This window comes from Exiguobacterium sp. s161, from assembly GCF_018619045.1.
In the GTDB taxonomy this organism is placed as follows: Bacteria; Bacillota; Bacilli; order Exiguobacteriales; family Exiguobacteriaceae; genus Exiguobacterium_A; species Exiguobacterium_A indicum.
This window is the reverse complement of sequence record NZ_JACSNH010000004.1, coordinates 39,689-62,327: the sequence shown is the minus strand read 5'-3', so window position 1 is coordinate 62,327 and position 22,639 is coordinate 39,689. Positions and strand designations below refer to the sequence as shown.

The following is a 22,639-nucleotide window of genomic DNA, read 5'->3' as shown; positions in this document are numbered from 1 at the left end:
CCAGTCATCTGATAGATTGAAGATATCTTAAAATCTATCATAAAGAAGGTTAGCCACATGCAAAAAGCAGCACCGTATTCTAGCACTCGTACCCGCCAGCTCGTCATCACTGCGATGTCAATCGCACTTGTTCTTGTTGCAACGATGTTCATCAATATTAAATTACCTATCGCTCCAAACGGTGGTCTCATTCATATGGGAACAGCGATGCTCTTTCTTGTTGCCATTTTATTCGGTCCACGGACAGCATTGATTGCCGGTGCTGTTGGAATGGGGTTATTTGATCTTTTATTGGGCTATACGATTTGGGCACCTGGTACGATCATCGCACGTGGACTTCAAGGGCTGATTGTTGGTTACATCGCGTGGTCAGGTGGTCGCAACGGAACGAATGTCACGTTCAACTTGATCGGGATGATCGCTTCCGCTCCTGTCATGCTGCTCGTCTACTTCGTGCATGAAGGGATTATGTTCAGCAACTGGGTCGCACCATTCGGTTCCATTACAGGAAACATTATTCAAAACGTCCTCGGAATCCTTGTCGCGATTCCAGTCGGGATCGCACTGAAGAAAGCACGCTTCTTCCGTAACTTCCGCTAAATCAAAAAAACCGTCCGGCTCCTCTTAGAGTCGGACGGTTTTCGTTTAGCGAATCGGTTGACCTTGTTCGAGTTCGAGCGTTTTTGCTGTTTCGGCATGGATCTGTTCGAACAGCTCCGGATGTTCAACGAGTGAGATTCCGTAAGACGGAATCATCTCCTTGATTTTTGCTTCCCACGCCGGTAATTCGGACGGGAAACATTTTCCGAGTACTTCGAGCATGACCGGTACCGCTGTTGAGGCACCTGGAGACGCTCCAAGTAAGGCAGCGACAGATCCGTCGGCTGCACTAACGACCTCTGTTCCGAACTGGAGTGTCCCTTTTCCTTGTGGTGTATCCTTGATGACTTGGACACGTTGACCAGCGACGACGACATCCCAGTCTTCTGTCTTCGCATTCGGAATGAACTCTCGTAATTCGTTCATCCGTTGTTCCGTCGACAAGAGGACTTGTTCGATTAGATACTTCGTCAATCCCATCTCTTTAGCTCCCGCAGCAAGCATCGTCAAGACGTTGTTCGGTTTGACGGACGCGATCAAATCCAGATTTGATCCTGTCTTGAGGAACTTCGGTGAAAAGCCTGCGAACGGTCCGAAGAGGAGTGATTTCTTCCCATCGATATATCGTGTATCCAAGTGCGGTACTGACATCGGCGGTGCTCCGACTTTCGCTTTTCCGTAGACTTTCGCATGATGCTGTTCAATGATTTCAGGATTTTTACAGACGAGGAACAAGCCACTGACTGGGAAACCACCGATCTGCTTCGATTCCTCGATGCCTGTTTTTTGGAGCAATGGTAAACTACCGCCGCCACCCCCGATGAAGACGAACTGAGCCGTATGATGCTCGATCCGGTGATCGCGCTCATTCTTCACTTTGACTTCCCAACCTCCGTCAACACGTTTCAAATCCTCGACACCGTGCTGATAGTTGATCTCTACATCGTGCTGTTCGAGATATTCAAACAGGATTCGTGTCAACGCACCAAAGTTGACGTCCGTTCCTGAATCGATTTTTGTCGCAGCGATCGGCTCAGGTGACGTCCGACCGTTCATGATGAGTGGAATCCACTCGGCTAATTTCGCTGGATCCTCTGAATATTCCATTCCCGCAAACAACGGATTTGCTGATAGCGCTTCCAATCTTTTTTTCAGAAATTCGACGTTTTCTGTTCCTTCAACCATACTCATATGTGGAATCGGCATGATGAATTCTTTCGGATTCGGCAAGACACCTTCCTTGACGAGATGCGACCAGAATTGACGTGATAGTTGGAACTGTTCGTTTACTTTGACCGCTTTACTGATATCGATCGAACCATCAGCATTTTCCGTCGTATAGTTCAGTTCGCATAATGCGGCGTGACCTGTTCCTGCATTGTTCCACTCGTTCGAGCTCTCTTCCCCGGCACTCGCGAGTTTCTCGAATACCTTGATGTTGATCTCAGGCGCGAGTTCTTTTAATAAGACCCCTAACGTCGCGCTCATGACTCCGGCACCAATTAAAATAACGTCTGTTTTTTTAGGCATACTGCTCATGATATCCTTCCTATCCCCGTTGATATTATGGACTACCTGTCATGAAAAACTTCCCCCTCATGACGACAACTTACCTTTCCATTATAACCCTATCATAGCTTGCGCAGAAAGGAACTTCTTTTACATTCAGAAATGTGCCGAGGCAGCTGATTTTACAAAATCGTCTGCCTCTTTTCGAAGCAGACGATTCCGCTCATTTGATGCGTAATCCTAAGTTTCCTTTAATGGTTTCATACCAACGATAGGTGTGATGGCTTTTTTGAATCACTGGCTCCTCCATCGAAATAGCCATTACCTGCTGCCCATAGTCATCAAAGCGTAGATAAACAAGATAACTCCCCCGCTCCATTTGTTTGGGTAGCTCTACCCGCAAGCGATAATAATGATTTTCAAGATCTGTGACATCTGTCTTTAAAAGATGCGTTTCTTCCATCCAATTACGATGTTGTAACGAAATCCCTTCTACACGAATTCGACGATCTCCAAGTGTTTGAACCGTTAGCTCGAGTCCCTTTTCTGTCAGTTCTAATTCGTGCACCTTCACATATAGAGGGAGAGCTAGCATTTGTTTCTGACCACTGCCTAATGGAATACTCCAGTAAGGTTGATCATCCACCCATTCGATTTCCTTTGTTTCTTTCGATTTCGACCACTTGACAGCATCCATGAAATCATCAAAACGTCCGGTGTTCCAGTAATGATACAACAGACGATTGAACGGCTTTTCAATCAATGAATCGATGGGATAGGAACGGTGTTGCGTAAATAAGGCAACGACGCGCGCAAACATTTGATGATAGGCTGACGGATCATGACTTTTGAGAAAGTGCTTACGATCATATAAGCGTGTGATGCAGTCAAACTCAATCAGTCGATTGAGGATGAGACGCTCCTTTTCAACAGGTAATTTATATTCCAACACACGTCGTAAGACGATAAGATTTGTTTCCATCTTTTCCATGATATCAGTCTGCTTCGTTAATGAGTCATTTTCCTCGAGACGGTTCAAATAATAGATGGGAGCAGTGACCGTTGATATCGCATCCGTTCGTATTAAGACATCGATAAAAAATTGTTTATCTTCGGCGAATTTCATCGAAGGAAATTGAATCGCATGACGTAGCAGAAAGTCTCGACGCATCATACGGGCACGTGGACCGAGATGATAAAACGCATGCTTTAACGTATAAGGAGAAACGTGATCACGATTACGATTCGATTCGTGAACACCGATGATTCGGTTCGGTTGATTCGTAGACACTTGAATCGTACGTCCGACGGCGTAGTCCACTCCGGTTCGATCCATCGTCTCATTCAAAATTCGTAATCCATCATGCGCTAACCAATCGTCCGCATCCAAAAACGTAACATATTTCGATCGTGCAAGAGCCAAACCTAGATTACGTGGCATCGCAGGCGTGCCCGTATTGTTTTTCAGCAGTATGCTGACAAGTTGAGGATATAAGGAAGATAAGCGTCTTAACAGACGGCGTGAGCCATCTGTGGATTTATCATCTACCGCAATGATCGTCACGTTTCGAATACCGATCGTCTGTACTAAAACGGAGTTAATCGTTCGTTCAAGATAGATAATCGCGTTGTACACTGGAATAACGACTGTAACAGCAACATGACGTCTTAGACGTTTTGCATTTAAAACCTCATAGTCTTTTGGTACTGATGAAATCTTTGACCTCACTTGATTCACTCCTCATCCTCAAAGGTGATTCAATTTATCAACTATATTGGTTTTTAATGTAAAATACTTATAGTATAAACAAAATTTAATTGTCCTGCAAGTATCGTTTGGAACACACACGAACGTATGAATTTATTCAAAAACGGTAATCATATAACAAAGATAAAGGAGGGACTCTCATGGCGACACGCTGGATATTTGGTAATCAATTGAATCACGATCTCCCCTTATTGCAGGAAGCAAACAAACAAGATGACGTCATCCTAATGGTCGAAGCGTCCTCACGCTCCAAGTGGAAGACGTACCATAAACAAAAACTTGTCCTCGTCTTCTCGGCGATGCGTCATTTCGCGGAAGAACTGCGCGAAAAAGGCTTCACCGTTGATTACCGGGAAGCCGACTCGTTCGATCAGGCATTCAAGGCGCACCGGAAAGATCATGATCCGGATCATGTATTCTATACGGCGATTACGGACGAACCGATGCGCAAGGCAATGCACAAGTGGCAAGACGCCTTACCGAAGAAGATCACGGTCGAGGTCTGTTCTGACGTTCCGTTGTTTTTACTGACACAGGAAGAAGCGATTGAAGCAATCGGCGACAAACCATACAAGATGGATCGGTTTTATCGCAAACTGCGTAAGGAACGAAACGTTCTCATGAACGGCTCTAAACCGATTGGTGGAAAGTGGTCGTTTGACGCCGAGAACCGAAAACCAGCGAAGTCCGGAACGACGTTTCCGGATCCCGTTCAGTTTCGTCCCGATCGTATCACAAAGGACGTCATCGACAAGGTCGAGCGTGATTTTTCCGATCATCCGGGAGCACTTGATTCCTTCCATTGGCCGGTTACGCGAAAGGAAGCGACGCGGGCTCTCCATCGTTTCGTCGAAGAACGACTCGAGACGTTCGGGACATATCAAGACGCTATGCTGACCGGTGAAGATACGTTATCGCACTCACTCTTGTCAGCAGCAATCAATCTCGGCTTGCTGACACCGGAAGAGGTCATTCGTCAAGTCGAGGCTGCCCTTGAAGATCAAGATGCTCCGCTCAATGCGGTCGAAGGTTTCATTCGGCAAATTCTCGGCTGGCGTGAATACATGCGCGCTGTTTACTTAGCCGAGATGCCGGACTATGCTTCCGTCAATGCGCTACGTCATGAAGCGGATCTACCGGACTTTTTCTGGACCGGGAAGACGAACATGAACTGTGTCGCAGAATCGTTACGTCCTGTCGTCGAGCATGCTCATAATCACCATATCCAACGCTTGATGGTGCTCGGGAACTTCGCTAATCTGTTTGCGATCTCGCCGCAACAGACGGCAGATTGGTTCAACGAGATGTACATCGATGCCTACGACTGGGTCGTCTTACCGAACGTCCTCGGGATGGCGCTTCATGCCGACGGAGGAACATTATCGACTAAACCGTACATCGCTTCGGCGAATTACATCCATAAGATGAGCGATTATTGCAAGGGATGTCCGTTCCATCAAAAGGACATGCTCGGAGAGGATGCCTGTCCGTTTAACGCCTTGTACTGGGACTTTATCGACCGGCACGAAAAACGGTTCGCTGATAATCCGCGGATGTCGATGATGTATCGGCAATGGGGAAAGCGCGATGCGGACAGCAAACGCGATATTCAAAAGAAAGCGAAAGCACTCCGGAAACAACTGCAGGATGGTGCTTTCGATACACCATGAAACAAGCCGGTCGGATTAGATCCGACCGGCTTGTTTTGGCTTACGCACTTTTTTGATTAGCTGCTTGTTGTTTCTTTTTCCGGAGGTGATACAGTCCGAATAGTCCGAGGAACCAGACCGGTGTCAGCAACAAGGCTGGACGTGTATCGTCAGCAAACAGCATGACGACGAGAATGACTGCAAACAATCCGAGTACGAGGTAATTGACGAGTGGTGTCAATGGCGCTTTGAATGTCGACGCCGCATGCAGTTCCGGATTTTGTTTCTTGTACCGGAGATGACAGACGAGGATGACACCCCAGACCCAGATGAAGCAGATCGCACTAATCGTCGTGACGATACTAAATGCTTGTCCTGGTAACAGTTTACTGAGCAAAGCACCGACTGAGACGACGATCGTCGAGACGAACAAGGCGTTTGCCGGAACATGGTTTTTGTTCAACTTCGAGAACTTTTTCGATGCTTGCTGTTGATTTCCCAGGTTATACAGAATCCGGCTCGTTGAGAACATTCCGCTGTTACACGCAGAAGCAGCGGACGTCAGTACGACGAAGTTAATGATTCCTGCTGCGAGCGGAATCCCAATCAGACTGAACGTCTTGACGAACGGGCTCTCTGTTGCACTTAATCCTGTCCATGGGTTGATCATCAATAGGACGAGTAAGGCACCGACATAGAAGAATAAGATCCGAAGTGGAATCTTATTGATTGCGGATGGAATGTTCTTCTTCGGATCTGCTGTCTCTGCTGCGGATACCCCGACGAGCTCAACGCCAACATAAGCGAAGACGACCATTTGGAACGATAGCAGGAATCCTGTAATTCCATTTGGCATCCAACCGCCATGTGACCAGAGATTCGAGACCGTCACCGGACCCGCGTCTGTTTTAAACCCAATCGCGAGCAAGACGATTCCGACACCAATCAAAGCAAGGATTGTCACGACCTTGATCAAGGCAAACCAAAACTCTAGTTCACCGAACAATTTAACGGTCAACAAGTTAAAGCCAAGTAAAATCAAGAGCGCAAGAACGGCTGGAATCCATTGCGGGATATCAAACCAATACTTGACGTACAGACCGACAGCGATGATGTCTGCCATCGCTGTCATGATCCAACAGAACCAATACGTCCAACCGGTCACGAACGCGGCACGTGGTCCGAGATAATCTTCTGCGATGTCCGTGAGTGACTGATAACCTGCTTTTGACAATAACAATTCCCCAAGTGCCCGCATGACGAAGAAGATCGCGATCCCGACGAGTAAGTAGGCAAAAATGATCGATGGTCCGGCGAGTTGGATCGCTTTTCCTGATCCTAAAAATAACCCTGTTCCGATCGTTCCACCAATGGCAATCAACTGTACATGACGATTCGATAAATCTCGTTTTAATCCTTGCTGTTCCAAACCTGAACTCCTCCTTATGGTGGCTTCTCTACGCTTCAGACCGTTCTGTCGGTCCTGAAAAAGAAAAAAAGAGACTGGACGAATGTCCAATCTCAACAAAATCAAAGGAATAACCCATACACGCCACTACGACATTCCATGAATGCCCGTCGCTGCATGTGATTACTCTTCTGTCCGTTTGCCTGAGATTGTGAACCCTTCGGCGCCGTGTCGACACGGTCTCTCCAGAAGCTGCTCCTGCCATAGTGTGACCCATGACAATCATAGCTTTCTCTTTATTTGATTATCCGATGCGTCGCTGCATCGATGAATTGTTTCTAATTCTAGTAATCTCGACAGCGTTTGTCAACGCCTTTTTCAAAATGATTTTTCAATCTATGAAAAGGACTTTACCATCTTTTCCAGAAATCATACAGCACCACTTGATCACGAAAGGATGAAACATTCATGTCGACGATTTACTTGATTCGCCACTGTGAAACGACTGGTCAAGCACCGGAAGCCCCGTTAACACCTCGTGGAGAAGAACAGGCGCAACGACTGTGTACGCAGTTATTTGAGCTTCCAATCACACATCTTCTTTCGAGTCCGTATCGCCGAGCGCTCGACTCGATTCAACCACTTGCGACTGCTCTGAAACTACCCGTTGCACAAGAAGAAGACTTAAAAGAGCGACGGTTAAGTGCTGTTCCACTTGACGATTGGCAGGACCATCTTCGTCGAACGTTCATCGATCCAGACTATACGTGTCCTGGTGGTGAATCTAGCCGGATAGCAACTAAGCGCATCACGCGTGTCGTTGAAGAAGCGTTGCAACAGCATGATGGTTCCATTCTCGTGACACATGGGAATTTGTTGTCTTTATACCTGCATTCGATTGATCCAACGTTCGGATTCGAAGAAAGTCTACAGCTGAAAAATCCGGATATTTTTAAGGTGACGCAAGTAGGTGATGTAATATCCTTTCAATCGATCGATCTACACTAACGGAGCCTGATTCAAATATGCATAACGCTTCAATTCGAATACGGTTTGTTCAAAATTAACTGTTTGATCATCAAAGACTTGTATGTAATCGGGGCGTTGTGCAATTGTCATCGTTTTTCCGCTATGAACACTTTTCGGTCGACTTAAATTCAAATCATTCTTTTGAGAATACTCCAATAATGCTTGCATGCACTGATCCCGATACGCTCTCATATTTTGACTATCAGCAGCTTCTATCTTAGCTTTTAACGTTGATTCTTCTAACTACCAATAGTGCGGTTGACTATCATCTCCCTTCCACCAGAATGCCCAAAATCCACCGCGGGCATTTTCCACACGCCCCCAGTTTCCGTGCTTCAATTCTTTTTGCAGATCTCTAAAGAATCCTTGCCAAGAGAAATTGCTCCATTCCGTGAGAGGTAATGATTTATAGGATTCGATCGAGGTGTCAATCTGCTTGAGATACTGAAGATAATCATTCAAAATATCATTTCTCGTCGAAGCAGGAAAGCCGCTCAGTACTTCAATCATCTTCGTTCGCGTAAATACTTGATATCCTGCTCCTGTCACGCCGGAGTAGTCGCCTTGTTCTACGATTTTGTAATAAATCGGTATCGGCTTCAAATACCATGTTTCAGGATGCGTTTTGACCATATCAAGATATCGCTTTAATTGGTTGGAATGATGTTTCGTAAAGACTTTATCCTCGATCAAAATGGCATATGTCTCATTAATGATCGCTAATATATCTAGACTATTGAACTGTCTTCTAATACGGACACTGTGAATAGGCTCCGGCAATGAGCAATCATGAAGGTAAAACATTTCGCGTACGAATCCATTCGCAATCGCATGGAGTTGTGGATCGTGATTTCGTGCTCCTTCTTCCGCCCACTTCAATAACCAACATAGAAAGGCATCTTGCGATAATTCACTGGTGGCATAATTAAAAATATTAGGTTTCAAATGAACAACTCCTTTTATTACAATTATAGGCATTTATTTTCTTATTATTATTCATTTGAAGAATAATAATGAACTCTACTCATTCAATTTGCTTATAGATTTCATAAGAACTATCTATTTTACTTCCCTTCGGAACGGCTTTATATTGAATGAATTGATAATAAAGTTAAGTAGTTTTCGATTCATGTATGAAGCGGAACTTCAGAAAAGAAGGGATTTTTATGTCTACCACAAAAAAAGGCTATTTCATGATGATCGTCCTCTGGTTCGCCTATGCGACCTTCGCCATGAACTGGGTCGCGGGTTCATCGTTGACGCCACAAATCACGGCGCATTTCTTCGGCAATCAGACCGTTGACCCCCTCATCTCACAACTCGTCAATTATTCGATTACGACGGCGCGTGTCTTCGCCAACATTCTCGCCGCGCTCATCTTGATGAAGCTCGGTCCGAAAAAAGCACCGTTACTCGCACTGTTCTTCCTGATGATGTCGATTGTCGCCATCTACCTGCCGAACTACTGGGCGTATACGGTCGCTCGCATGGTCATGGGACTCGGTGGTTCAATGGTCATCGTCTATATGAACCCGGTCGTGACACGTTACGTTCAAGATCCGGCTGAAAAATTACGCATCAACGCTTTCAATACTGTCTCCTATAACGTCGGTGCATTCGTTGTTTCGCTCTTGTTCACCTTGTTCGCTGATCAATTCGTCAGTGACTGGAAATTGACGTTGACGATCTTCGCGAGTCTGACAGCGATTCTCTTCTTCGCATGGTGGATCGGTGGTGAGTCGTTCGAGTTGAACGATGCTACAGACACGGACGAAACGCCTTACGGTTACGGAGACGCTGTTCGCGATCCATTCCTCTGGAAATATGCGGTTGCTTTCGGCGGTTTCTTGACGCTCTATATCTTATCGCTCGTCGGCTTGAAACCTGTGTTCGATACGTATACGCAGTTGAACGGTTCGCTCGTCAATCTGCTAGTCTCCGGTGCCGGAATCGTCGGAACGTTCGTAGGTCTACGGATCGGTAACAAAGGGACACCTCGTAAACCGATTCTGTTGATCAGCGGGACGGTCATGATCGCGAGTTTCCTCGTCACGGTCTTGTTCGGAAACATCTCGCCAGTCGTTTCGTATGTCTTTGCGTTCATTTCCGGATTTGCGATGTACATCCAGTATCCGATCTTCATGAACTTGGCACACGAACGAAAAGGCATGACACCGCAAAAGATCACCGTTTTATTCGGCCTCTTCTGGGCAATCGCTTATGCGACGCAGACGATCTTTACGATCATTTGGAGTTACGCACTTGGACATGCGGGATATACGGTCTCAATGATCGTCTTCTTCCTCTGCTGTTCCGTGTATCTGTTCTTCACGTTCTTCTTACCAGAAACAAAACCAAAACGGACGGATGCACTTCGAAAATCCGCTTAATCAAGAAACAAGCCCTTCCCGATCACCGGAAGGGCTTATTCTTATGCTTCATTATGCGCGCCATAACTATGACGAAGGGCAAACAATAGTTGAATCAATGATTCATGATAACCGATGAACCATCCTTCTTTGATCCCGTTAACGATCGCTTCTTCTGTCATCCAAGCGACGCGTTGGACTTCTTCTTCCTGCAGCGTCAGCGTCGTCAAATCCACCTCCTGCTCGACGAGATAATAATCATCAAAACCGATCTCAAACGGGATCGTCAGATGGGGACGGACACCTGTGAAATCGATATCGAGTCCAAGCTCTTCCGACAGTTCCCGTTGCGCTGCCATCTGACTCGTATCCCCACTAATCGCACTGCCTCCGACCGTCACATCCCACATGTTCGGCCAACCGGATTTGAACGGTTGCCGTTGTTGGACGAGCATCTCTCCTTTGGCGTTAAAAACACAGACGTGAATCGTCATGTGATAATCGCCGGCTGTATGTGGCGTTCCCCGTGTCCAGAGCCGTCCTGTTTTCTTACGATCTGCTGTGTATACGTCCCACTGTTCCATCCTAAATCATGCCCCTTTTTAATCAATGAAAGATGTAGAGTTCGAACTTTCCTCCGCCTTGACGCAATCAATCGCGACGACGAGAGCGATCAACAATTCTTCCATCGCTTCATCTTCGACTTCAATCATGTACTGGTCGGTCCAAGAAATCCATTTTTTCTGAACGCGACCAATCCGTTGTCCCTGTTGTAGAACTTCAAAATCGACATCCCACCAGTCACCCGTCACTTCGAACTGATCCGAGTTGATCGTATAGCGGTCCTTGAAGAAGGTAAGCTCTTTAATAATTTCAAATGATTGCCCTGCTGCTTCGACATAAAAGACCGGTCGGAAACTGAACGTTTTCTTCTCGATTTCGGCGACGACTTCTCCGTTTCGGTTCGTTACGGTAAAGGTCTTCGGTAATTTCATAAAACTACCCTCGATGTGATAGGCATCGTGCCCTGCCTCGTCTTGAATCGAGAATCGTCCACGTAAACTGAACGCTTTTTCTTTCATATAGAGTGTATGCATCCCGGTCTCCTCCTTTAGTGTATAGTCTCATTTACGCGATCATCGACGGAAAAGATTCAATATCTGGAAATTATCGTTTGTGTCCGGACTTTCAGTGGTATCAACTTACATATCACGAATCTACGGGAAAGAAGGAATTTTGATGTCTATCGATACGATTGTTCTCTTCATTTTACTCGCCATCGCCCTATTGATCATCCTTGTCCCACCGCTTCTTCTTTGGCATGTCTGGCGCGCCGATCGCCGCCAGCAAGAACACGCGGTCCTGCGAAACTTCCCTGTTCTTGGAAAAATGCGCTATATCCTCGAGAACATGGGACCGGAACTCCGCCAATACTTATTTCTCAACAATAACGAAGGGAAACCCTTCTCCCGTAATGAATACAAGACGGCCGTCCTTTCCGGCAAATATCAAAGTCGGATTCTCGGTTTTGGATCGGAACGTGATTTTGAAGAAGCTGGGTTTTATGTACAAAACGCCCTCTTTCCAACGAATCGTCAGGAATTACGGATCGATCAATCCGAACGTGTTGATACGCATATCTATCAGATTGACCGCGATGAACTATTTACACGTAAAGAACATCTCGTTGCGAAGCAAATTTCACCGTATCTCTTGAAAATGGAGGATGCACCAGTCATTGGCGCAACGACATGTCGACACCCTTATCAAATCCAAGGACTGATTGGTCAATCAGCAATGAGTTTTGGAGCGCTCGGTGACCGTGCCATTACCGCGCTCTCGATCGGACTGGGTCGCGCCAAAGGGAGCTGGATGAATACCGGTGAAGGCGGGCTGTCTGACTTTCATCTTAAAGGTGACGTCGACATCATCTGTCAGATCGGTCCCGGTCTGTTCGGTGTCCGAACGGAAGACGGTGATTTTTCGTTCGATGAGTTCCAGAAAAAAAGTGAGTTACCGCAAGTCAAAGCCTTCGAACTCAAGCTCGCTCAAGGAGCTAAGACACGCGGTGGTCACCTCGAAGGATCAAAGGTCACGGAAGAGATTGCTGCTGTCCGGAAGGTCAAAGTCGGTGTCGGCATCGATAGTCCGAACCGCTTCAACGAATTCACGACACCAGAGACGATGCTCGACTGGGTCGAACGTCTACGTGAGATCGGCGGGAAACCGGTCGGAATCAAAGTCGTCGTCGGTAATCTTGAAGACATGCGGCAGTTGATTGCTTATATGAAAGAATCCGGACGTCATCCGGACTTCATGACGGTCGACGGAGGTGAAGGAGGAACAGGCGCGACGTTCCAAGAACTCGCGGATGCTGCCGGTCTACCACTCTTTTCCGCATTACCGTTCGTCCATCAACTTTTGACAGAAGCCGGTTTACGCGACAAGGTCAAAGTGTTCGCATCTGGTAAGCTGATCAGTGCTGATAAGATTGCGATCGCTCTCGCCCTCGGCGCTGACTTCGTCAACATCGCACGTGGTCTGATGTTTAATGTCGGCTGTATTCAAGCCCAAGTCTGTCATACGAATCACTGTCCAGTCGGCGTCGCGACGACTGATCCGAAACTGCAGAAGGCGCTGATCGTCGACGAAAAAAGTTTCCGCGTGACGAACTACATCATCTCGTTACGAGAAGGACTCTACAATCTGACAGCGGCAGCAGGACTCGTCTCGCCGACGGAACTTCGCCCCGAACACGTCATCTATAAGGACGAAGCCGGACACCTGATTCCGGGACCGGACTGGATGACACGGCATATGATGGATCGCTCTCTTTCCTCACGGTAACGAATAGCACTCACTTGCACTTTTTAGCCAGAGCGCTTAAAGTGTATAGTTGATGAAATTCTTTAACCACACATGTGCATTACCTTAAGGAAAGGGTTTAATATACTATGAAAAAGAACTTTTGGCAGGACTTACCACGACCATTTTTCGTCTTAGCACCGATGGAAGACGTCACCGACGTCGTCTTCCGCCACGTCGTCGCAAAAGCGGCGCGTCCGGACGTCTTCTTCACGGAATTCACGAATACAGAAAGCTATTGTCATCCGAAAGGCAAGCAGAGCGTCCGCGGACGTCTCGAGTTCACGGAAGATGAACAACCAATGGTTGCTCACATCTGGGGCGACAAACCAGAATATTTCCGCGAAATGAGTATCGGCATGGCAGAGATGGGCTTTAGCGGGATCGACATCAACATGGGCTGTCCCGTCCATAACGTCGCCGTGAACGGAAAAGGCTCCGGCTTGATCAATCGTCCGGAAGTCGCGGCTGAACTGATCCAAGCTGCAAAAGCGGGCGGTCTCCCAGTCAGCGTCAAAACGCGTCTTGGCTACACGAAGGTCGAAGAGTGGCACGATTGGTTGCGCCACATCCTCGAGCAAGATATCGCGAACCTCTCGATTCATCTCCGGACACGTAAAGAGATGAGCGCCGTTCCAGCGCACTTCGAATTGATTCCGGAAATCAAAAAGTTACGCGATGAGATCGCACCACAGACGTTACTGACGATCAATGGGGATATCAACGATCGCCAACACGGTCTTGAACTCGTCGAGAAATATGGTGTCGACGGTGTCATGATCGGTCGCGGGATCTTCCACAATCCGTTTGCGTTCGAAGTCGAGAAAAAAGAACATTCGAGCCAAGAACTCCTCGATTTGTTACGTCTCCAGCTCGATCTGCACGATCATTACTCGGCTCAATTCGAGCCCCGTCTCTTCAAGCCATTACGCCGGTTCTTCAAGATTTACGTCCGCGGATTCCGTGGCGCGAGTGAACTGCGGGTCAAATTGATGGAGACGAACTCAACGGACGAAGTGCGTGCCTTACTCGACGCCTTCGTTGAAGAAGAAGGGATTCACGAGGTCAACTCGTTTTCAATCTAACAACAAAGCACGCCTCCTCGTCTTGAGGAAGCGTGCTTTTTTTCGTGTCACCAGTGTTCGATAGTTTGACGTGTATCTGCACACCATTGTTCAAAGTCAGACTGATGCGTCAGCGACAGGAAACGTCGTTTGCCGAGTCGCCGATCGAGCCGTGCGATGCCGCGGATGAAAGGATGTGGATGAACGAGCGCTTGTTCAAACGCAAGGTTCGGGTACTGCAACAAGTCCTGTTGCATCTCGTAGTTCTCCATGTACCCGTCTTGTTTGACCTGTCGTTCGATCTCAGCGGATAACGCATGCGACTGCTTCAACCAGTCGGACTGCCATAACGCTCCGGCTGGTTTTTCCGGTAACTGTGCAGCTTGTACTGCATAACGCCGCTCGACTTCCCGCTCGAAGTGAAAGTCGTCTGCTCCAAGAATCTCTTCTCCGTCAAACGTCATCCAGACACGACTGGGGTTATCTTGAATCCGGTAGACAGTTGCATGAAAAGCAATCCGTCCCTGTAACGACGGGGCGAGCAGTTGCTCGACCCGCTTTTTGATGATGGAAAACTGCACGCAATCCGTCCTTTCCGTCCGGCTAATGTGATTAGCCGTTCTTCATATTAAACGATTCCGCAAGCGTGAACGTCAACTCTTTTAACTCCAGACCACCGAGTGCAAAGTAGAGTTTTAAATAGTTATGCGGATTGAAGACGAAGACATCCTTCGTCTGACTGACCCACTCGCCGTTCGTTCCGTTGAAGGTGAAGGTTGCAACCGGCATGTTGTTCGCAAATAGTGTCACCGGCATTTGCGCCAGTTCACCGGCATTCGAACGTGCCGTCAACGTGACCTGGTACATTCCTGTCTCTTCCGCCGTGACAGCGAAGACGTGACTGCTGCCTGTCGTCGTCGTGACGTCCGTTAACGGGAAGGCATCTCCACTGACGAGACGTTGGTGTGAGACGGCTTGATCTTCGAGCGTCTCTTCTTCGACCGGTGCCCCGAGGACCTCAATCGATGTTGCTGTTCCCATCACGCGGTCCATGACTGGTGAACGCAACAGGAACTGACAGATGTTCGCGGCACTGCGCAGTAACTCGGAACGTCGAAGTGTTCCGTCAGCGAGAGCCGTCAGCGTATCATCCTCGAACGGATTCGTTCCCGGTTCGCCGACGACCATATAGAGATCGTTTTGCGAACAGACCATCGTCGCCGTTTGCTGACGATTTGCTTCTAACCCTTCAGCGTTAATCTTCGCCCACCAGTCCGTCATAACGATTCCGTCAAAGCCCCATTCATCACGTAGGATGCGCGTGTTCTGATCATATAAGCCAGCAGTCCAGATGCCATTGACGGCACCATACGTCGTCATGATCGAGTAGGCTTTCCCGTCCTTGACGGCCATCTCGAACCCTTTCAGGTACAACTCACGTAACGCCCGTTCTGATACGATTGAATCCAGATCGTGTCGGTGGAACTCTTGGTTGTTGGCACTGAAGTGCTTCAACGTTCCTGTCACACCAACCCGGTGCATTCCGTCGAGCTGTGCCACGGCCATTTTTCCAGTCAGATACGAATCTTCCGAGAAATACTCGAAGTTCCGTCCGTTGAGTGGATGACGATGGAGGTTCATCCCGGGTCCAAGCAACGTATCAATCTCGTTCTTCCGTAACTCGAGACCTGTCATCTCAAATAGATCGGCAATCAATGTTGTGTTGAACGTCGAGGCAAGCAACGTTCCGTTCGGTAACGAGAAGGCTTTCGTTCCGATGTCCATCCGGATCCCAGACGGACCATCTGCGCAACAGCCTGCTGGAATACCGAGTGCTTCGAGTTCTGCCGTCACGCCACCAAAGGCGCCCGCCGTTCCCGGTGTAACGCGCGGTGAGTTCATCCCTTCCCCCCGGACGATCGCGGCGAGATCCGCATTCGTCAATTGATCGAGGAACGTCTCGAGCGTAACACGCTCTTCTTTGACGTCGCGTAACTTCCAACCGGCATCTTCCGTCTGCGTCCGGTCAACGGGACGTTCCTGTTGACGGCGTTGTTCCGGATCGATCGTCCGCAGTGGTGTTGTTTCATACGTCACCGTATATCCCGTTTCGGTCGCTTGCGGTTTGATGCGTTCAAACGCCGTCACCGGTGCCATGTTCTCCGTTAAGACGTCCGTGACGTCAAGCGTCTCGACGGAATGGCTTGCGACTGGAACCGCCGACCGGACGTCCGTTCCGAGATAAAGCTGATACGTGCCAGGTTCGATGACATAAGACGACTTATGCCCGGTAACGCCACTATCGTCATAACTCGCAAACGAGGCGAACGGTACGACGAGTGTGAAAGACTCTTGTTCGCCTGGTGCGAGTTCTTTTGTCTTGCCGAACGTAACGAGTTGACGCGTTGGGTTCCCAAGTTGTCCTTGTGGTTTCTCGAGGTATCCTTGTACGACTTCCTCCCCGCTCGTCTGACCGGTATTCGTCACCGTCGCCGTAACCGTCCAAGCATCAGCTGACGTCGTCACGTCTGTCGTAAGGTCAAACGACGTATACGATAATCCATAACCGAACGGATACAAGACCGCTTCCGGTGCGAACGTCTCGAAGTAACGGTACCCGACATAGATGTCTTCTTGATACAACGCGCGATCGGCATGACCGAAGTATGGTGTCGACGGATAATCATCGAGTGAACGGACGATCGTATCCGGTAGTTTCCCAGACGGCGAGACGCGGCCGAGCAAAAGATCACTCAGTCCAGTTCCGCCTTCCATCCCTCCTTGCCACGCGTAAAGGACAGCACTTGGCGCTGTCTCTTCGACCCAGCGCATATCGATGATATTCCCGACGTTCAAGACGACCACAGTTTGTTTGAAGTGTGTCGTCACGAGTCGGAGCATCTCCCGTTCCGTCTCCGTTAAAAAATAACTCCCTGGATCCGCTGTATTGTCGCGATCTTCCCCAGCCGTACGACCAATCATGATCAAGGCAACATCGGAGTCAAGCGCTGCTTGCTGAACGAGTGTCGCGTCAAGCGGCATCTCTTCTTGCGACCACGGCTCAGCTGCCCAGCCTTCCCCTTGGTCAAACGGATGGTCTTCAAGCCAGTTCTCGTACGCCTTGAGGACGTCTGCGTTCAACGTCACGTCTTCGCGTAGCATATCGAGTGGACTGACGACGTTCGTAACGTTGACCATCCCACCTGATCCTGTTCCACTTTTATAGTAGTTGAACTGATTACGTCCGAAGACAGCGACCGTCGATGCGGGTTGCAACGGGAGCACACCATCATTTTGTAAGAGGACCGCCCCTTCCGCGACCGTTTGTCGTGCGAGTTTTGTATAGGCTTGCCAATCGAGTGTGTATGTCATACGTCATCCACCTTTGTTAGTTAGTTTGAGAAAAGAGTCGTTTTAAGTCTTTCGCGATTTCGTCTAAGCTGTCCTCGGCTTGCGGATACAGACCGAGTTTATCAAGAAAGGCATGTTCCATCCCGCGGTAATGGAGATAGCGGGTCTTGACGCCAGCGCGCGCGAGCTTTTTCGCGTACGCTTCTCCTTCGAGACGTAAGTAATCAAACTCTCCCGTAATGACGAGTGCCTCTGGTAGATCGTCGAGCGTCGCGAACAACGGTGAGATTCGTCGATCCGTCGAATCACTTGCTTGAACGTACCATTGCTCGAGGATACCTTCTTCATCTTGAAGTGAGAGAATGATCCGTTCGAGGAACTGCGGTTCCGTTTGTCGATCATACGCTTCAAGCGTCCAGTCATATTCCGAATTCGGATGTTCACCGACATTGACGACCGGATAATACAAGACTTGATAGCGGATATACGGCGTCGGACGCTCGCGGTCGAGCAAACAACAGACCGTCGCCAAATTCCCACCGGCGCTATCGCCGGCGACAGCGATTGCACCCGGATCAATCCCAAGTCGATCAGCGTGTTCGACTGCCCAATCGATTGCTGCATGACAATCCATAAGCCCTGTTGGAAACGGATGCTCGGGTGCCAATCGGTAGCCGACCGACAAGACGGCGACGTTCGCTTTATCGGCTAATGCCTTACATGGATTCTCGACCGTCTCGAGCGTGCCACCGAAAAAACCACCGCCATGGAAATAGACGACGAGCGGGAGCGGACGCGCCGCTTCCGGACGATACAGCCGTGCTTCGATCGTGGTACTGGGTCTTGGGATCGCGAGGACGTCCGTTGAAATCTGCCGTGTCGACACGTCTTCGTTATCCCACCCCATGCCGGCACGCGCCAGTTCGACTGGCGACGCCCCTTCTGGAATCGAGACCGATGGACGCTGCGTGAGAACAACCTCACGGACACGTGGATCAAGTGTTCCCGGAGTCGAAACGTCAGGAATTGGCTTATCGACGATTTCAAGTCCGTCTTGATGAATCGATGAACAATTTCGTAACGTTCGTAGTAAATCTTGCATCGATGCAGTAGACAATTGGATCGCTTCCTTTCTTATCAAACGGTTATCGAAAGCGCTTTCGATAACCGTTAAAAAAATTTCGAATGCCACTTTTTTGAAAAAGAGACCGCTTACATCACAATATACCTGTCTTTGGCAGGAGAAGCAAATGTTTCACCTAAAAAAATCAGCGCAGTCGCCTGCGCTGATCCTCATCGTAATTGTTCTTGGGAAACGATCGTAAAACCATCGATGACCGTGTCTTCCTCGACCTCGATCAACAGGCATCGTTTCCCTTGATAGTTGACTTGTTTGACATACTTCAAGTCTTGCGGACTGATCGCGATGTTCGCGACCTTCGTATTGATTTTAATCGATTTCGCTTCATAGTTAGGAACGATGTTACTCGCCTTCATCTCGTATGTCGGGTCGTCAACGACCGTCTTGAACGCCCGTTCGACCTGCTCCGTGCTGACATCTTCGACGCCACTTGCCTTGAGCACACGCTCGACTTCTTGGACGTCGAGCATCGGTACTTCTTCCTCATCTTGATCCTCTTCGACGACGATCAACTGGTTGATGTTTTCATAGACACCGGCTAACGTCTTCGTATCCATCGATTCACCGACGACCGATTTGACGATTTCCTCGAAGATCGCTTTATCCTCATCTGCCGTGACGATCGGTTGACCGTTCAAGACGTTTTCAAGGAAGCCGAAATCCGGTTTATTCGGCTTGCCCGCCGCATACAAGACATGATTGACGTCTGCTGCGTTGTCGGTGAAGGTCGGGAAGAGGAATCCACCGATCGGCGACGCCAGTTTGATGACCGGATTGATGAATAAGTTCGACTTGAATTCCCGTTCAACGAAATCAAAGACGAGTGATTGTTTCGGTAACTCCGTTAAATTAAGGCTACCGAGGATGAACGGCGTCGTATAGACGTCGTCATTCGGATCGATCTCCGTCTCATCCGCTTGGCGCTTCGTCGTTTTATAGTATTGTCCGCGAATGAACGTGACGACGAGGTCGTTCTCGTACTGCACGTCCTGGACCATCTTCAACGCCATCGTCTGCATCTGCTCGACCCAGTCCTCCGGCTCTTCCGCATACAGTCCTTCATAAAGGAGCTGCTGCGTATGATCCGTCTCCCCTTCTTCCGGATGCGTGAACTTGACCTCGAACAGCTTGACGTCGAGTTTTCCACCTAGTACCTTTTTGAAGTTCGCAAGGAACAGCTCCTGTTGCTCCGGATCAAGCAATGGAAATGGTCGGGCTTCCTCATGATAAATTTCGCTCGTCTCTTTTCGGATATAGACGTTGTAGATTTCATGGATTTTTAGTAAATCGGCATCCATTTTGAAGTGACGACGGATGTCGGCGATGTCTTTTTTATTCATGCATACCAGCTCCTCGAATCATTAAAATCCTGCTTCCTGAAAAGCGTACCATATGCGAGATGACCCGACATCTTTTAGAAAATCAATGCGCACGGAACGAATACGCGCGCGTGACAGGATTAACGATCTCATATTCATATTCCTGGTGGGCAGCGCGAGCTTGCGCGATACAATTATCTAGTTCTTTTGTGTTGAAATAACGTTGCGCTTCCGTCAACGTGCCACTTACGACTAAAAAGATACCAAACACGATCAACCATCCTCTGATTCGTTCGTTCATTATGTAGTCCCCTTTCTTCTCCACCTAAATCCTAACATCAGACCCTTTTATATAATGACAAAAATTTTATTTTAATAACATTTACACAATATTTATTTTCTCCTAAATAAGTGATGCCATACTAAAAATTGTGAAGGGTGTCTTCACATCATCTCGTCTCATACATAGGAGGAATGACACGTGTTCAAAGTCATCAAGTCCATCGTCATCACTACGCTCGTCTGCCTGACCGCTTTCCAATTCGATACGACGTCTGTTTCCGCGTTACCGTCGGGCATCTCATCGAAAGCGACGGCCCAGTCTCAACTCGATGCCTTAACGGTTAAAACAGAAGGCAGCATGACCGGTTATTCGCGTGATTTGTTCCCGCACTGGAGCAGTCAAGGAGGCGGCTGTGATACACGACAAGTAGTCTTAAAACGTGACGCTGATTCATATGTCGGATCGTGCCCCGTTACATCCGGTTCTTGGTATAGTTACTATGACGGACTGACATTCACGAATCCGTCTGACCTCGACATCGATCACGTCGTACCGCTTGCCGAAGCATGGCGTTCAGGAGCAAGCAGCTGGACGACGACGACACGTCAAGCATTCGCAAACGATTTGACAGGTCCACAATTGATTGCTGTCTCTGCAAGCTCGAACCGTTCAAAAGGGGACCAGGATCCGTCGACATGGAAGCCGACACGGGCAGGTGCGAGCTGTGCCTACTCGAAGATGTGGATCAATACGAAGAGCCGCTGGAACCTCAGCTTACAGTCGAGTGAAAAAACAGCTCTACAAACGATGTTGAACACATGTACATACTAAAAAGGAGTCGATTCGATGGAAACGAAAACCTCTACCTTTACCGCCACACATGGTGTCATGACGCAAGAAGTCGGTGTCATCAGCGGTGAACTCGAACTCCGGACGACCTGTCAGGAGGATGGAACGTTGGAACTGAAGATTGCTTATGTCGGGGCGATAGACGTCTATACGTTACCTGGCAGTTATCGTGTCCATGACGTTCGGGATCATGACGTCATCCATCAGATGCTCGTCAATGTACTAGAGCGAACATAATGAAAAACAGACGCTGTCCAAGTTAGTGGGCGGCGTTTGTTTCACTCTTGAGTATTCAAAATCAAATTGTTATTATTTACCAAATCGTAAGAGCTTATCTGACTATTTATTCGGTATAGTGTAGACAAGGCCACTATCCTTTCAAGGAGGTATAGCTTATGCGAAATATTTTGATTCCAACCGGCGTCATCTTAAGTGGTGCAGGTCTCTATATGGCACTAGAAAGTCACGTGCCTGCGTTACTCGTTACGGGCATCATCATGTTGTTTGGTTGCGGTATCGGTCTCATCACAAAAGAAAAGTCGGAGTAATCTATATATCCAGTCAGGGGGATAACTATGATTCAACAATTCATCAAGGAACAACAGTCGCACCGTACTATTGGCGGTTTTATCGCTAAGTCTGCCGACCCGATCCTAGCCCACGTCAATCCATCGCGTTTACAAGACAACGATCTTGTACTGTTGATTCAAGCGGACCAATCGATTATTGTCTCTTTCGCTAATTCACAAGATCAATCAGATTGGACGCAACTATCACGAGAGCAGATTCATCGATCGAAAAGTCTACTTGCACATAAGACATGCTATTTCAAAATTAAGCACGGTGAATATGCCGGAACCTATTTGATTTCACCAGATTTGATTGTGAATGATCAATTCAAGAGTGAGAAGGATTATTTAGAAGTTCTATCATCAACAACGAATAAGTAACTCATAAATGTTTTATCAAGACGATTTCGTCTTTAATCGGAACTCTCTTTTCATTGTACAACGGAATTTCCGGTTTTATTTTGCGTGCAAGGTCCACGGCATTCGGAATCACCTGCGATATTGTATATCCCCGATGTTGATAGAAACGTATCGCACGTTCATTGTCGTTTGTCGTAACGAGCGTCAGCAAGTTGCATTGTTGCTGTGTTGCCTTTTCTTCTACCATTTGCATCAATTGTGAACCGATTCCTTTATTTTCTTCAAGACTATCCAGTGAAATGATTTCGCACGTCTGTGAAGTAATATGATAGGTGATTAGTCCAATGATTTCATGATCATCATTCGTAACATAAAATCCATCCAACAGACTGCAATCATGAACACCTGTTGACGTTACCATTTGTGAACTGCCCCAGTGCACAGTAAAAAAGTCTTTAATCTGACTACGTGTTTTCTGTTCTATAATCTGAATAACCATTATGTAT

22 protein-coding genes and 1 riboswitch are annotated in these 22,639 nt (G+C 48.0%); of the genes, 10 read left to right on the top strand and 12 right to left on the bottom strand.

The genetic code is table 11. The features are described from left to right. The first annotated feature begins 57 nt into the window (after nt 1-57). Nucleotides 58-600, top strand: a complete 543-nt coding sequence (locus KNQ14_RS11515; protein ID WP_214861097.1) for an ECF transporter S component — start codon at nt 58-60, stop codon at nt 598-600. 45 nt (nt 601-645) lie between these two features. On the opposite strand, the gene KNQ14_RS11510 is transcribed toward KNQ14_RS11515, so the two are convergent. Both KNQ14_RS11510 and KNQ14_RS11505 read right to left on the bottom strand, forming a co-directional pair. Further along, nucleotides 646-2,139 carry a malate:quinone oxidoreductase gene (locus KNQ14_RS11510; protein ID WP_023469819.1) on the bottom strand — a complete coding sequence of 498 codons (1,494 nt, stop codon included), beginning with the start codon at nt 2,137-2,139 and terminating at the stop codon, nt 646-648. A 193-nt stretch (nt 2,140-2,332) separates the two neighbouring features. Continuing rightward, complete coding sequence (locus KNQ14_RS11505) at nt 2,333-3,838, bottom strand: glycosyltransferase family 2 protein (RefSeq protein WP_214861095.1); 1,506 nt, start codon at nt 3,836-3,838, stop codon at nt 2,333-2,335. A 179-nt stretch (nt 3,839-4,017) separates the two neighbouring features. Between KNQ14_RS11505 and KNQ14_RS11500 the strand changes: the two genes are divergently transcribed. Then, complete coding sequence (locus KNQ14_RS11500) at nt 4,018-5,547, top strand: cryptochrome/photolyase family protein (protein WP_214861093.1); 1,530 nt, start codon at nt 4,018-4,020, stop codon at nt 5,545-5,547. A gap of 40 nt (nt 5,548-5,587) precedes the next feature. On the opposite strand, the gene KNQ14_RS11495 is transcribed toward KNQ14_RS11500, so the two are convergent. Then, entirely contained in the window at nt 5,588-6,955 is a 1,368-nt protein-coding gene (locus tag KNQ14_RS11495) for an amino acid permease (protein ID WP_023469822.1), read from the bottom strand. 160 nt (nt 6,956-7,115) lie between these two features. Continuing rightward, nucleotides 7,116-7,193: riboswitch (glycine riboswitch) on the bottom strand. Nucleotides 7,194-7,402: 209 nt separating this feature from the next. Between KNQ14_RS11495 and KNQ14_RS11490 the strand changes: the two genes are divergently transcribed. Next, a complete protein-coding gene (locus KNQ14_RS11490) occupies nt 7,403-7,942 on the top strand; it encodes a histidine phosphatase family protein (protein ID WP_214861091.1) in 540 nt (179 codons plus the stop codon). 264 nt (nt 7,943-8,206) lie between these two features. On the opposite strand, the gene KNQ14_RS11485 is transcribed toward KNQ14_RS11490, so the two are convergent. Continuing rightward, nucleotides 8,207-8,908 carry a PD-(D/E)XK nuclease family protein gene (locus tag KNQ14_RS11485; RefSeq protein WP_214861089.1) on the bottom strand — a complete coding sequence of 234 codons (702 nt, stop codon included), beginning with the start codon at nt 8,906-8,908 and terminating at the stop codon, nt 8,207-8,209. Nucleotides 8,909-9,129: 221 nt separating this feature from the next. Here KNQ14_RS11485 and KNQ14_RS11480 point away from each other — a divergent pair, with 221 nt between their 5' ends. Next, the gene (locus KNQ14_RS11480; RefSeq protein WP_214861087.1) at nt 9,130-10,353 is read left to right on the top strand and encodes an MFS transporter; all 1,224 of its coding nucleotides are present in this window, start codon (nt 9,130-9,132) and stop codon (nt 10,351-10,353) included. Between the two features lie 41 nt (nt 10,354-10,394). Here the strand turns inward: KNQ14_RS11480 and KNQ14_RS11475 are convergent, their stop codons facing one another. Continuing rightward, complete coding sequence (locus KNQ14_RS11475) at nt 10,395-10,916, bottom strand: NUDIX hydrolase (protein ID WP_214861085.1); 522 nt, start codon at nt 10,914-10,916, stop codon at nt 10,395-10,397. Between the two features lie 18 nt (nt 10,917-10,934). After that, nucleotides 10,935-11,429 (bottom strand): LURP-one-related/scramblase family protein, encoded by a 495-nt coding sequence (locus KNQ14_RS11470; protein ID WP_035395470.1) that lies wholly within the window; start codon nt 11,427-11,429, stop codon nt 10,935-10,937. Between the two features lie 142 nt (nt 11,430-11,571). On the opposite strand from KNQ14_RS11470, the gene KNQ14_RS11465 reads away from it, so the two are divergent. Next, on the top strand, nt 11,572-13,179 hold the full coding sequence (locus KNQ14_RS11465; protein WP_214861083.1) for an FMN-binding glutamate synthase family protein: 1,608 nt from the start codon (nt 11,572-11,574) through the stop codon (nt 13,177-13,179). Between the two features lie 107 nt (nt 13,180-13,286). Next, on the top strand, nt 13,287-14,282 hold the full coding sequence (locus KNQ14_RS11460; protein WP_029343007.1) for a tRNA dihydrouridine synthase: 996 nt from the start codon (nt 13,287-13,289) through the stop codon (nt 14,280-14,282). A gap of 47 nt (nt 14,283-14,329) precedes the next feature. Here KNQ14_RS11460 and KNQ14_RS11455 read toward each other — a convergent pair whose 3' ends face one another. From KNQ14_RS11455 to KNQ14_RS11435, 5 genes are all read right to left on the bottom strand, one after another. Continuing rightward, a complete protein-coding gene (locus KNQ14_RS11455) occupies nt 14,330-14,842 on the bottom strand; it encodes an SF0329 family protein (protein WP_214861082.1) in 513 nt (170 codons plus the stop codon). 31 nt (nt 14,843-14,873) lie between these two features. After that, the gene (locus tag KNQ14_RS11450) at nt 14,874-17,633 is read right to left on the bottom strand and encodes a glycoside hydrolase family 3 protein (protein WP_214861081.1); all 2,760 of its coding nucleotides are present in this window, start codon (nt 17,631-17,633) and stop codon (nt 14,874-14,876) included. 16 nt (nt 17,634-17,649) lie between these two features. Further along, nucleotides 17,650-18,714, bottom strand: a complete 1,065-nt coding sequence (locus tag KNQ14_RS11445; RefSeq protein WP_214861080.1) for an alpha/beta hydrolase — start codon at nt 18,712-18,714, stop codon at nt 17,650-17,652. Between the two features lie 191 nt (nt 18,715-18,905). Next, on the bottom strand, nt 18,906-20,093 hold the full coding sequence (locus KNQ14_RS11440; protein WP_214861079.1) for a DUF4317 domain-containing protein: 1,188 nt from the start codon (nt 20,091-20,093) through the stop codon (nt 18,906-18,908). Nucleotides 20,094-20,175: 82 nt separating this feature from the next. Further along, complete coding sequence (locus KNQ14_RS11435; RefSeq protein ID WP_214748953.1) at nt 20,176-20,373, bottom strand: hypothetical protein; 198 nt, start codon at nt 20,371-20,373, stop codon at nt 20,176-20,178. Between the two features lie 192 nt (nt 20,374-20,565). Here KNQ14_RS11435 and KNQ14_RS11430 point away from each other — a divergent pair, with 192 nt between their 5' ends. The 4 genes from KNQ14_RS11430 (at nt 20,566) to KNQ14_RS11415 (ending at nt 22,154) form a co-directional block, all read left to right on the top strand. Next, complete coding sequence (locus KNQ14_RS11430) at nt 20,566-21,186, top strand: HNH endonuclease family protein (RefSeq protein ID WP_029343013.1); 621 nt, start codon at nt 20,566-20,568, stop codon at nt 21,184-21,186. A gap of 15 nt (nt 21,187-21,201) precedes the next feature. Continuing rightward, complete coding sequence (locus KNQ14_RS11425) at nt 21,202-21,441, top strand: hypothetical protein (protein WP_023469834.1); 240 nt, start codon at nt 21,202-21,204, stop codon at nt 21,439-21,441. Nucleotides 21,442-21,599: 158 nt separating this feature from the next. Next, complete coding sequence (locus KNQ14_RS11420; protein WP_214861077.1) at nt 21,600-21,752, top strand: hypothetical protein; 153 nt, start codon at nt 21,600-21,602, stop codon at nt 21,750-21,752. A gap of 27 nt (nt 21,753-21,779) precedes the next feature. Next, nucleotides 21,780-22,154 carry a hypothetical protein gene (locus KNQ14_RS11415; protein WP_214861075.1) on the top strand — a complete coding sequence of 125 codons (375 nt, stop codon included), beginning with the start codon at nt 21,780-21,782 and terminating at the stop codon, nt 22,152-22,154. A 1-nt stretch (nt 22,155) separates the two neighbouring features. Here the strand turns inward: KNQ14_RS11415 and KNQ14_RS11410 are convergent, their stop codons facing one another. Continuing rightward, a complete protein-coding gene (locus KNQ14_RS11410) occupies nt 22,156-22,632 on the bottom strand; it encodes a GNAT family N-acetyltransferase (protein ID WP_214861073.1) in 477 nt (158 codons plus the stop codon). Between the last annotated feature and the right edge of the window lie 7 nt (nt 22,633-22,639).